The sequence below is a fragment of the Aeromonas sp. PrichA-15 genome (assembly GCF_017939245.1).
In the GTDB taxonomy this organism is placed as follows: Bacteria; Pseudomonadota; Gammaproteobacteria; order Enterobacterales; family Aeromonadaceae; genus Aeromonas; species Aeromonas caviae.
This window is the reverse complement of the sequence record NZ_JAGKRH010000118.1, coordinates 1-11,850: the sequence shown is the minus strand read 5'-3', so window position 1 is coordinate 11,850 and position 11,850 is coordinate 1. Positions and strand designations below refer to the sequence as shown.

Here is an 11,850-nt window from a genome sequence, read left to right as displayed (position 1 = left end):
CGGTATAACCTGGCCAGAAGGAGGCAATATCAATATGATGCACGGCGACAGCAGGGTGATGGTGGTGGTGTGTTTGGAGACAACCAGTTTACCAGCACCCTGTCTGTCAACTTCCACTTTCCCAGGATCCCGCGAAGAACCTTTTTCATGCCTGTGCGGCTGCCCCCGGGGTTGCCGGGATCGTCGCGCCAGGGGGTTGGTCATGTTGGGAAGCGAGAAGGGGGGGAGGAGGAAAATGGCGGGCACAAAGGGTGCCCCCATCAGAGTTCGTGAGCGTGGAACCCCTTGCGGTAGCGGGCCTCGCAGCGCGGGCAGCGTTGCAGGGTCGGATCCTGTTCCAGCTGTTCAGGGAGCAGCGGCTCCTCACAATCGGAGCAGAAGCCATAGAGCCCCAGATCCATCTGGCAGAGCGCCGCGTCGAGCCGCTTGAGGCGTGCCACGCTGTGTTCCACCCCGGGCAGATCGAGACGGCTGGTCAGATCAACCAGTTGATCTCGCTCGCAGCGCTTCACCTTCTGTGCCCAGTCATCTTGTCGACAGGCCTTGAGCTGACGGATCAGCTCCTCTCTTGTTTGCGCCCAGTCGGTCAGAAGGCGCTGATGCCATTCGGCCAACCGGGCTTGCGTCACTTCACACACAGCAGCCCCCAAAAACGAGTGATAAAACTCGGCCAGTATAGGGAAACCCGCGGTTTATCAAGATGACATGAATCAAGTTAACCGTGCTTTGACGGGTTTTTCCGGCAGGTGCTGCGGCTTGCCGGTGATGACGTAGAGCACTCCCGCCACCAGACAGACGACACCCACCAGGGTACTCATGGGGGGCATGATCCCGCGCAGCATAAAGGCGTAAAAGAGCCCCGCCAGAGTCTCGAACACGATGAGCGGCCCGACCAGCACGGTCGGCAGGCGCTGGCTCGCTTCGTTCCAGCACAGGGTGCCGAGCCAGGAGCAGAGGAGCCCCACTGCCCCCATCAGCAGCACGAAGCGCAGGGGCGTCGGCCCGAAGGGCAGGGGAAAGTCCGGTGCGCTCAGGGCAAGATGGCCGAGGCTGCCGAGATAGGCAATGAGCGCCACCGGCAGGGTCACCAGCCCCTGGGCGGTGGCCCAGACGGCCGGACTGCGGCCCGGGTGCTCGCGCAGCCAGCGGGCGTTGCGCAGGGGATACCAGGTCCAGCACAGCACGGCGCCCACCGCCAGGGCGAGCCCAAGCAGTTGTTCGGTGCGCGCCTCGGTGTGCCAGGTGAGCTCGGCGCTGTTGACCAGACAGAGGCCGGCCCCCATCAGCACCAGGGACGGGTAGAGCCGGGTGCGGGAGAGGCGACCGTCCCGTGCGCCATAGAGGCGGTTGGCGGCCAGGGCCGTCACCACCGGCAGGGTGCCGATAAACATGGCCGCCAGGGGCGAGCCGATGCGCAAGATGGCCCCCGACAGGCAGAAGTAGTAGAGGAGGTTCCCCACCAGAGTGAGGGCGAGGGCCTCTCGCCAGTCGCTGGCCGAGAGGGCCGCCAAGTGTTTGCGGGCCTGCCAGGCGAGCGGCAGTATGATGAGGCCGAAGGCGAGGTAGCGGCCGCTCGCGAGCAGGGCGGGGGGATAGCCGTCCACCAAGAGGGGGGCGACGAAGATGAGCCCCCACATCAGGCCGGCCAGCAGGGCAAACAGGACTCCGATCAACATGTTTCATATCCGGTAAAGAAGAAGGAGGCCAGCCTAGCAGGGGGGAAGGGGGGCGTATTGAACCAGATTGCGCTTTAGCGGCCAGCCTGCACCTGTTTCTGGTAGCGGACCGGGGTGGTGCCATAGCGGCGCAGGAAGGCACGGTTGAGGTGGGACTGATCGGCCAGACCACAGGCGGAGGCCACCTCGGCAGCGGGCAGGCCTGCGGCCAGCCAGCCCTTGGCGCGCTGCAGGCGGATGGCCATCAACATCTGCTGGGGAGTGACGTGAAAGCGGGCCTTGAAGCTGCGCTGGAAGTGGTAGGGGCTGAGGTTCACTGCACCGGCCAGCTCGGCCAGGGTAATGGGGCGAGCGAAACAGGCCTGCATATAGTCGATGGCGCGGCCCAGAGGGTGGGCCGCTTCGCGCGGGGCCGCCAGGGCCCGGGCATGGGGGCGCAAGGTCTCGCACACCCTCAGCAGCAGGCCGTCGGCGGCGAGCTCGCTGTCACAGTGCCAGAGGGCATCCAGGGCCGCCTGCAGGACGGGGGCAGTACGCGGATCGCTTCGCACGGCATCGGTGAAATACCAGTCGCGCTCGCCGCTGATGGCCTCGAGCCGGTCGGCGGGCAGGTAGAGCATGCGATAGCGCCACCCCTGCTCGCAGGCTGACTCGCCCGTGTGCAGCTCATCGGGGTTCATCAGCACTAGGCTGCCGGGACCGGCCAGGAGCTGGCTGCCGCGATAGCGAAAGCGCTCGGCACCGCACTCGATGACACCGAGGCCAAACCCCTCGTGACTATGGGGATCGAAGATGTGGTGCTGGATGTGGGCGCGATAGAGCTCGGTCGCAGGCTGCCCCGGCAGGGCGCGAAAATCGGCCCTGTCGTGCTGATGGGTAAAGTTGACCGGCACTCCCTGCATCCTGACCTCCTGTCAATGAGCCTTCATCATAGGGCGCCGCGGGGCGGCGGCCAAGTCTAGGCCTGTGAGGCGCACTCGCGCTCAAGGGCGGTGCGGATCTCCTCTGCGGTCTTGATGGTGCGGATGCGACGAAACAGCTCGTCGGCCTGGGGGTATTCCCGCACTATGTAGGAGAACCACTGCTTGATGCGACTGGGGTAGTAGTCGGCCTTGTCGCTCGCCAGATCCTGCTCGGTGTAGGTCACCATCAGTTGCAGTACCTCGGCCCAGCTCATGTGGGCACACCCCGTCTTCATCACGTTGGCTAGGTTGGGCAGGGAGATGGCGCCCCGGCCCACCATGAGGGCATCGCAACCGGACACCCGGGCACAGGTCAGGGCATCGGCATGGTTCCAGATCTCGCCGTTGGCGGTGACGGGGATGGGCAGGGCGCGGCGGATGGCGTCCACGTACTCCCAGTGGGCCGGCGCCTTGTAGCCTTCGCGCTTGGTGCGGGCATGCACCGCCAGCTCGTTGGCCCCCCCCTGATAGACGGCCTGGGCGTTGTCCAGATAGAGATCCTTGTCATCGTATCCCAGGCGGATCTTGGCGCTCACCGGCAGGTGGGCAGGCACGGCCTCCCGCACCGCCTTGACGATGCGATAGACGGTCTCGGGCTCCTTGAGCAGCACGGCGCCCCCCTTGCTCTTGTTGACCGTGGGGGCAGGGCAGCCGAAGTTGAGATCAACCCCGGGAGAGCCGAGCTCGATGGCCCGGATGGCATTTTCTGCCAGCCACTCCGGATGCTGTCCCAGCAGTTGCACCCGTACCGGGGTCCCTGCACGGGTCTTGCCATCCTGTTTCAGCTCGGGGCAGAGGCGATGGAAGACCTTGGCGGGCAGCAGTTGATCGACCACCCGGATGAATTCACTGACGCAGAGGTCGTAATCATTGACGGAGGTGAGGACCTCCCGCATCAGGTGATCCAGCACCCCCTGCATAGGGGCCAAAATAACGCGCATAGCTGCTTCCGAAGACAAGGGGAGAAAAAAGAGCGCAGATTGTAGTGGCAATCGCCGGGATTGTCAGCCGTCTGCCCACTCGATGGCCCCCATCGACGGCCGCAGACTGGGCCAGGCTGTCAGCTTCCGGGCCAACTCTGTTAGGCTAAAGGCAGAGAAACACTAGAGGAGTACCCATGAAACGCTGGTGTCTGATGGCCCTGGGCTGGCTTGCCTTCGCCACCGGGATAGTCGGGATAGTCCTGCCCCTGCTGCCGACAACCCCCTTCATGTTGCTGGCGGCGGCGCTGTTTGCGCGCTCCTCCCCCCGCTTTCATGGCTGGTTGCTGGCGCATCCCTGGTTTGGCCCCCCCATCCTCGACTGGCAGCAGTATCGCGGCATTCGCCGCCACACCAGACGCCGCGCCATCATCTTCATCCTGATCTCGTTCTCGGTATCGCTGCTGGTGGTGCCGTTGCCCTGGGTGAGGTGGCTGCTGGTTGTCATAATGGTGATCCTGCTCACCTGGTTGATGCGTCTGCCGGTGCTGGAGCCGGTTGCAATGAAGAAGTGAAATCCCTAAGCTATCGCGGCAATAATGCTATGGAGTTGGCTCGTCATTTTTGCGTGACGGGCCTTTTTATTGCCCCCAGGCGGAGACCCCGTGCGCCGCCATGGCAGGGCTCAAAAAATAAGCGGTCAAATAATGAATCCGGAAACCCTGAAGTTTATCGAAGCGAGCATCAAGACCATTCCCGACTATCCGAAGCCGGGCATTCTGTTTCGCGACATCACCAGCCTGATCGAGAATGCCGAGGCCTTCAAGGCCACCATCGATCTGCTGGCCGATCATTACCGTGATCAAGGCATCACCAAGATTGTCGGCACCGAGGCCCGTGGCTTCATCTTCGGCGCCCCGGTTGCCTACGCCATGGGGCTGGGGTTCGTGCCGGTGCGCAAGCCGGGCAAGCTGCCCCGCGCCGTCATCGAGGAGTCCTACGCCCTGGAGTACGGCACCGACACCCTGCAACTGCACACCGATGCCATCGTGCCCGGTGACAAGGTGCTGGTGGTGGACGATCTGCTGGCCACCGGCGGCACCGTCGATGCCACCGTCAAGCTCATCCGCCGCGCCGGCGGTGAGGTAGCGGATGCCGCCTTCATCATCTCCCTGCCGTCCCTGGGCGGTGATGCCCGCCTGACCGCCGCCGGCGTCAAGGTTGTCTCTCTGGTGGAACTCGCGGGGGCGTAAATCGCCCCTTCGCGCGGCAGGCCTCGTCACCCTGCTTTCTGCCGCAAACCGGTGCCTGAACGGGCACCGGTTTGAAATTCAAGCGATCCCTCCCAAGGCGGCGCATCCCCCATACAGCCAGCCCTCCATTTGTGTTAGCATCCAGCCTCAATGCCTCGTTTCCCAGCATCGAGATCTATGAGCTATCAGGTTTTGGCGCGCAAATGGCGCCCCCATACGTTTGAACAAGTGGTCGGCCAGCAACATGTGCTGACTGCCCTGACCAATGCCCTGGATCAGGGACGGCTTCACCATGCCTACCTGCTGAGCGGGACCCGCGGCGTGGGCAAGACCACCATCGCCCGCATTCTGGCCAAGAGCCTCAACTGCGAACAGGGGATCAGCAGCCATCCGTGCGGTGTGTGCGATACCTGCCGCGAGATCGATCAGGGCAATTTCGTCGATCTGCTGGAAATCGATGCGGCGTCCCGCACCAAGGTGGAAGACACCCGAGAGCTGCTCGACAACGTGCAGTACCGTCCGGCCCGTGGTCGTTTCAAGGTGTACCTCATCGATGAAGTGCACATGTTGTCGCGCCACAGCTTCAATGCGCTGCTCAAAACCCTGGAAGAGCCGCCCCCCTATGTGAAATTCCTGCTGGCCACCACGGATCCGCAGAAGCTCCCCATCACCATACTGTCGCGCTGCCTGCAGTTTCATCTCAAGAGTCTGGATCAGACCCAGATCGCCAGGCAGCTCGAATGGGTGCTGGACCAGGAGGGTCAACCCTTCGAGCCTCGCGCCCTGCTGGCCCTGGCCAAGGCGGCCGACGGCAGCATGCGCGATGCCCTGAGCCTCACGGATCAGGCGTTGGCCCACGGCAACGGCAGCGTGCGCCTGGAGAGCGTGCTCGCCATGCTGGGGACCCTCGATCATCACCACCTGCACCAGTTGTTGGAGGCAGTGCTGCGCCAGGATGCCCCGGCCACCATGGCCAAGATCACCGAGATTGCTACCCTGGGGCCGGATTTCGACCAGCTTCACGCCGAGCTGGAAGCTTTGCTCCATCGGGTGGCCATGGCGCAACTGCTGCCTGCGAGCGTGCAGGAGCAGGGGGCGGATGCCGATGCCCTGCTGCAGCTTGCCGGAGCCATGAGCCCGGAAGAGGTGCAGCTCTGCTATCAAATCGTGCTGGGGGGGCGCAAGGATCTGCCCTGGGCCCCTGACGGGCGCACCGCACTGGAGATGACCTGTCTGCGGATGCTGGCCTTCTCTCCCCGGCGCGAGGTAGTTCATCCCGCCAATCTGGCAGCCCAGCCTCTCATGACAGGGCACACCGGCGTGATGGCGGCTGCGAGGGAAAACTCGCAGCTCCTGCCGGGAAAGCCCCAGGGGGCTGAGCCGGCCCCGGCTGCCAGCGCAGCACCACAGGCTCCCGCCGCGCCAGCATCTGTCCTTGAGGCCGAGCACGTCGCCCCCGCACCCAAGGCGGAGGAGGGCGCAGTGCTGGATCCGCTCTTTGCCGAGCAGGATGAGCTGCTGCGCGAGGCCGAACGGATGGGTTACGAGGCCGTGGTGCCCGCCAGTCCGCCTGCAGAGCCTGCCTCTGCGCCGTTGGCGACGGATGACGCCGGGCAGACGCAGCAGGTTGAGGCCCAAGGGGAAGACGTCGCCATCTCTTCGACATCCAGCATGCAGAGCCTGCTTGGCAAGCGCAATCTGCTGCGAAGCCGCCTGCGTGGCGAGCAGAGCGCAAACGCCGCGCCTGCCCGGATCACCCCCGTCAAACCGGTGGTCGCGACCAAACCGGCCCCTGCGATGCCTGCCGTCGCGACTTCGCCCCAGGCCGAGGTGCAATCAGCGGCGCGACCCGAGATGCCGGGGCAGGGATCTGCCATGCAAACGGGGTATGACGACCTGCCCCCTCTGGATGCCTATGAAGAGGGAGCCAGTGACTACGAAGAGTATCTGAATCAGGGGTTTGACGAGGGGTTTGCCAGTGCCCCGTTGCCCACGCGGGCAGTGACTTCCGCCCTGGCAGCTCCCGCCACCATGGCTCCTCCTTCGCAGGAGGATCTGCCGCCCTGGGATCTGGGTGCTGACGTCGGCAGCGCGGATGCGGCGGCACCTGCGGTTGTCGCTATGGTGTCTGCCGCGCCTCCAGTGGCCGCCAGCGAGCCTCAGCCCGCCATTGCGTTGATGGAGACCATCGACTGGGATGCCCTGGAGAGCGACACCCAGCCCGAAGAGGAGGGGGAGGTCGCCCGTCTGATCCCCTCGTCCTTGCTGGTCAATTGCGGGGACACCTGGGCCGAGCTTATCGCCCGCACCGGGGTGGGTGGTCGGTTGCGCCAGCTCGCCATCAATGCGGTGATGACCCGGGAAGGCAATCGGGTCTCCCTGCTGCTCAAACCCGAGCAGCGCCATCTGGTGAGCGACAAGGCCCGCGCCGATCTGGCCGAGATCATCGGTCCCGAGCTGGGCGGCCCGGTTCACATCGATGTGACCCTGGGCTCGGATCCCGCGCGGGAGACGCCGCTCGAGATAGAGCACCGTCTCTATCTCGGGGTGCGTGAACAGGTGAGCCGGGATCTGGCGGCGGATCCCAACGTACAATTCTTGCAGCAGCGTTTCGGCGCCGTGCTCCATCCCGAGAGCATCGAACCCCTGAGTCGCTGAATTGCGGTGAAAAAACCGTGCCGGGTTTGTCCCCGGTTGAAAAGACCTTTGGCTGCCCCCACTTAGGGCAGATGAACCCACAGCCCGGCGCTGGATGCCGGATTTCAAGACGAGAGACGATCTATGTTTGGTAAAGGTGGAATGGGTAACCTGATGAAACAGGCCCAACAGATGCAAGAGCGCATGCAGAAGATGCAAGAGCAGCTGGCCCAGATGGAAGTGGTCGGCGAGGCGGGCGCAGGCATGGTCAAGGTGACCATGGCCGGCAGCCACAGCGTGCGTCGTATCGAGATCGATCCCAGCCTGATGGAAGATGACAAGGAGATGCTGGAAGATCTGGTGGCCGCCGCCGTCAATGACGCCGTGCGCCGCGTGGAAGAGCAGAACAAGGCCAAGATGGGCGAGCTGACCGGCGGCATGCAACTGCCCCCGGGCTTCAAAATGCCCTTCTGAGGATACTGCCCGTATCCGTTTCCCCTCCTCTGGGAAGGGGAAAAATAAAAAGGCCAGAGCCAAGCTCTGGCCTTTTGCATGTCGGCACCCCCGGGAACGGCCATGCACAGATCATGGCGGGGGCGGCGCACTTGCCTGCCCCAGGTGGGAGAAGCCCTCGACCAGATGATCGATGAGGGCGCGGATGGCAGGCAGCAGACCGCGGCGTGAGGGGAAGACCGCGTGGATCACCTCCTGGCGCGGTGCCCAGTCGGGGAGCAGACGCACCAGCCGGCCATCGGCCAGGGGCTCATCCATCATCATGGTGGGCAGTTGCACGACCCCGAGCCCGTCGATCGCCCCCTGACGCAATGTCTGCATGTCGGTGGTGGCAAAGCGGGGGCTGTGGTGCTGTTTGACTCTGGACTCATTGGGGCCCAGCAGGGTCCAGTGATGGCCTTCCAGGCTGGCGCCGTGACCGAGGCTCGGCCATGACAGCAGATCTGCGGGGGCCCGGGGTATGCCGAGTGACGTGACAAGGGCCGGGCTTGCCACCAGACACTGGGTCGCATAACCCAGCACCCGCATGGCGAGATCGCTGTCCTCCAGGGGCAGTGGTCGCACCCTGAGCGCCATGTCCAACCCCTCCGCGACCAGATCCACCGCCCGGTTGACCCCGACGAGCTGCACCTTGACGCTGGGATGGGCCAGGGCGAACGAGACCAGCATCCTCCCTACGTGGGCGTGCAGCAGATCGATGGGGCAGGCGATGCGCACCAGACCGCAAGGCTCGCTCTGGGTCGCGGCGATGAGATCCTGCGCCGCATCGGCTTCCACCAGCATGGCCCGGCAACGGGTGTAATAAGCCTGACCGAGTTCGGTGACGGTGAAGCTGCGGGTGGAACGCTGGATAAGACGCACCCCGAGTCGCTCCTCCAGCATGGCGATGCGGCGGCTGAGCCTGGATTTGGGCATGCCGAGGGCCCTGCCGGCCTGGGCAAAGCCCCCGTGATCCACCACCTGGACATAGAAATAGAGGTCGTTGAGATCCTGTTGCATGGGGTTATCGTTCACAAAATAGGACGCTGATAGCCAATTTTACGTCTACCGGACGCAGCGTTCCAGACTCACAATGCGAGCCACGACACATCCCGTGACGATCACCCAGGAGAGCATCATGAAAAGAGTCATCGGTATTTACAGCGCCCCTCGACAACACTGGGTCGGCGACGGATTCCCGGTTCGCTCGCTGTTCTCGTATCAGACCCATGGCCGCGCCTTGAGCCCCTTCCTGCTGCTGGACAGGGCTGGCCCGGCACATTTCGAGCCCGCCGATCATGCCAGGGGAGTGGGGGAGCACCCGCACCGTGGCTTCGAGACGGTCACCATCGTCTATGAAGGGGAGGTCGCCCATCGCGACTCGACCGGCCAGGGGGGGATCATCGGTCCGGGAGACGTGCAGTGGATGACGGCCGCCGCCGGCATCATGCACGACGAGTTCCACTCCCAGGGGTTCACCCGTCGTGGTGGCACCCTCGACATGGTGCAGCTGTGGGTCAACCTGCCCGCCAAACACAAGATGTCGACGCCCGGTTATCAGGGCATCACCAGCGACACCATCCCGCAACTGAGCCTCAAGGAGGGCGATGTGCGGGTGCGCATCATCGCCGGGAACGATGCCGGGTTGCAACAAGGCGAGGTAGAGGGGCCAGCCCGAACCTTCTCGCCCATGAACATCTGGGATCTGCGGCTCAAGGGCGGGGCCAGCGTGGTGCTGCCGGCGGTAGCGGGATGGAACAGCGCCTTGGTGGTGCTCAAGGGCTCTCTCATTATCAACGGTCAGGAGCGCGCGGGCGAAGCACAACTGGTGCTGCTCGATCCCAACGGTGAGGAGTTCATGTTGGAGGCGGAGGGCGAGGCCAGCTTGTTGCTGCTGAGTGGCGAGCCCATCGATGAACCCATCGTGGGTTATGGCCCCTTTGTCATGAACAGCGAGGCAGAGATCCATCAGGCGATAGATGATTTCAACAGCGGCCGGTTCGCCGTCATCGCCCCCTGAGACAATCCCGATAAAAACAAAGCGCCTGATGGCGCTTTGTTTTTTTATGAGCCCTGGTCAACCGAGCCAGCCGAGGGCCAGCGCCAGTCTACCGCACAAGGCGGCCAGCAGGATGCCAAGCAGGGTGCGCAGCAGCCAGATCACCACCAGCTGTCCCACGCTCACCGGGATCCGGGTGGCCAGGATGCAGGGGATGGAGGCAGAGAAGAAGAGCACCGAGCTGACCGAAACCACGGCCGCGACATAGCGCACCAGCAGGTCGGCATCCTTGAGCAGGATGGCGGGCAGGAACATCTCGGCCAGACCGGCAGAGAGGGCCTTGGCGGTGGCGAGCGGCTCGCCGAGATCCAGCAGCCAGGTCAGTGGCCAGAGCAGCCAGCCCAGCAGATCGAACAGGGGGGTGTGCTTTGCCAGCAGCAGGCCCAGCAGACCGACGGACAGTATGGTGGGCACCACGGCAGCGGCCATGTGAAGACCGTCCCTGAGGTTGTCCTTCAATTGCCGCAGCAGAGGATCGGCCTGGTGGGACTGGGTCAGGCCGCAGGTGAGGGCTACCTGCCAGCGGCTCATGCCAGCCGGTAGCGGCTCGTCGGTCTCCCCATGGTGAGCCAGGCGACTGATGGGAGGAACACGCGCCAGGATGGCGGTGATGACGAAAGTGATCACCAGGGTGGACCAGAAGTAGAAGTTCCAGTGTCCCATCAGGTTGAGGGTCTTGGCTACGATGATCATGAAGGCGGCCGAGACGGTGGAGAAGCCGGTGGCGATGATGACGGCTTCTCGCACCGTGTACTTGCCCGCGAGGAAGACCCGGTTGGTGATGAGCAGGCCCACCGAGTAGCTGCCGACGAAAGAGGCGACCGCATCGATGGCGGAGTGACCCGGCGTGCGCCACAGGGGGCGCATCACAGGTTGCATCAGTACCCCGATGAATTCCAGCAGGCCGAAACCGAGCAGGAAGGTCAGGGCCATGGCGCCGATAGGCACGATGAGACCCACAGACATGGCCAGTTTATCGAACAGGAAGGGGAGGCGATCCGGGGTCATCAACCAGGCAGGGCCCCAGTCTGTGACATACAAAATGGCCAGGGCCAGCCCGAGCAGCTTGAACAGGCTCAATACCCTGTCGATGGGACGGGCGCGCCAGCGGCCATCCAGCAAGGGGGTGATGGCGCCATAGGCGATGAGCAAGAGAATGAGGGTCAGGGCAAGGGGGCGCTGGGCAATCAGAAAGCCGGCCAGGTGATCCACCACTATGGTGCTGCGCCCGCCAAGCTCGAAGGGCACGAAAAAGATGGCGATGCCAAGCAGGCTGGCCAGCAGCAGCTTGATGCCGGCCCCTGATCCTGCCGGTGCAGTGAGCGTGTGTTCAGGTTCCATTTTCTCTCCTTGTGATCCGCATGGTTCAATTCCGTTGAGGGGATGATTTGTATATACAATATCGTTCGGCGCTCAAAATGGAAACACCAAAGTCACTAAAATGCAACATGTGAATCGGTGTGGATGCAGATGACCCCAAGACTGAAAAGCGTGATCTCGGGGGGAAAGAGGGGCCGGGATGGCGAGTGGGTGGTGAGGCATCAAGAGGCAAAACAGGAAGGTAAGCGACCAGCGCCAGGAAAAACATGAGCGGCTATTTACCCTTTCTGGTCATATTCATGAGCCTATATTCATGACTATTTATGAATAAATCATAAACCCTTTGTTCATTTGACTACTTTTCGACTATCCCATTGCAGAGTAAGATCCGTCATTCCGCACCTGATTTTGCTATTTTCAGTGCTTGACGGCGATCGGCCGTTCTGATCTATTACTCTCTTTTGCAGGTAGATCATCATGGCCGCACCCGCTATCTCGATCCGTAACCTCGATCACCTTGGTTTGGTCGCC

At 63.3% G+C, this 11,850-nt stretch carries 11 protein-coding genes; 5 read left to right on the top strand and 6 right to left on the bottom strand.

Annotated elements, in window-relative coordinates:
• Positions 1 to 260 precede the first annotated feature (260 nt).
• The 4 genes from J9889_RS14800 to dusC form a co-directional block, all read right to left on the bottom strand.
• The gene (locus J9889_RS14800) at positions 261 to 629 is read right to left on the bottom strand and encodes a TraR/DksA C4-type zinc finger protein (RefSeq protein ID WP_210557189.1); all 369 of its coding nucleotides are present in this window, start codon (positions 627 to 629) and stop codon (positions 261 to 263) included.
• A gap of 81 nt (positions 630 to 710) precedes the next feature.
• Positions 711 to 1,676 (bottom strand): DMT family transporter, encoded by a 966-nt coding sequence (locus J9889_RS14795; RefSeq protein WP_210557187.1) that lies wholly within the window; start codon positions 1,674 to 1,676, stop codon positions 711 to 713.
• 74 nt (positions 1,677 to 1,750) lie between these two features.
• A complete protein-coding gene (locus tag J9889_RS14790) occupies positions 1,751 to 2,578 on the bottom strand; it encodes an AraC family transcriptional regulator (protein WP_109112464.1) in 828 nt (275 codons plus the stop codon).
• A 56-nt stretch (positions 2,579 to 2,634) separates the two neighbouring features.
• A complete protein-coding gene (dusC, locus tag J9889_RS14785; RefSeq protein ID WP_103243143.1) occupies positions 2,635 to 3,579 on the bottom strand; it encodes a tRNA dihydrouridine(16) synthase DusC in 945 nt (314 codons plus the stop codon).
• 176 nt (positions 3,580 to 3,755) lie between these two features.
• Here dusC and J9889_RS14780 point away from each other — a divergent pair, with 176 nt between their 5' ends.
• The 4 genes from J9889_RS14780 to J9889_RS14765 all read left to right on the top strand — a co-directional run bounded on the left by J9889_RS14780 (position 3,756) and on the right by J9889_RS14765 (position 7,922).
• The gene (locus J9889_RS14780; protein WP_109112463.1) at positions 3,756 to 4,133 is read left to right on the top strand and encodes a YbaN family protein; all 378 of its coding nucleotides are present in this window, start codon (positions 3,756 to 3,758) and stop codon (positions 4,131 to 4,133) included.
• 132 nt (positions 4,134 to 4,265) lie between these two features.
• Positions 4,266 to 4,811 carry an adenine phosphoribosyltransferase gene (apt, locus tag J9889_RS14775; protein WP_010674707.1) on the top strand — a complete coding sequence of 182 codons (546 nt, stop codon included), beginning with the start codon at positions 4,266 to 4,268 and terminating at the stop codon, positions 4,809 to 4,811.
• A gap of 177 nt (positions 4,812 to 4,988) precedes the next feature.
• Positions 4,989 to 7,469 (top strand): DNA polymerase III subunit gamma/tau, encoded by a 2,481-nt coding sequence (gene dnaX, locus J9889_RS14770; protein WP_109112462.1) that lies wholly within the window; start codon positions 4,989 to 4,991, stop codon positions 7,467 to 7,469.
• Between the two features lie 123 nt (positions 7,470 to 7,592).
• A complete protein-coding gene (locus J9889_RS14765; RefSeq protein ID WP_005301028.1) occupies positions 7,593 to 7,922 on the top strand; it encodes a YbaB/EbfC family nucleoid-associated protein in 330 nt (109 codons plus the stop codon).
• Between the two features lie 111 nt (positions 7,923 to 8,033).
• On the opposite strand, the gene J9889_RS14760 is transcribed toward J9889_RS14765, so the two are convergent.
• A complete protein-coding gene (locus tag J9889_RS14760; RefSeq protein ID WP_052815005.1) occupies positions 8,034 to 8,960 on the bottom strand; it encodes a LysR family transcriptional regulator in 927 nt (308 codons plus the stop codon).
• 118 nt (positions 8,961 to 9,078) lie between these two features.
• Here J9889_RS14760 and J9889_RS14755 point away from each other — a divergent pair, with 118 nt between their 5' ends.
• Positions 9,079 to 9,960, top strand: a complete 882-nt coding sequence (locus tag J9889_RS14755) for a pirin family protein (protein WP_043152681.1) — start codon at positions 9,079 to 9,081, stop codon at positions 9,958 to 9,960.
• Between the two features lie 57 nt (positions 9,961 to 10,017).
• On the opposite strand, the gene J9889_RS14750 is transcribed toward J9889_RS14755, so the two are convergent.
• On the bottom strand, positions 10,018 to 11,340 hold the full coding sequence (locus J9889_RS14750) for a YjiH family protein (protein WP_052815104.1): 1,323 nt from the start codon (positions 11,338 to 11,340) through the stop codon (positions 10,018 to 10,020).
• Positions 11,341 to 11,850: the final 510 nt, after the last annotated feature.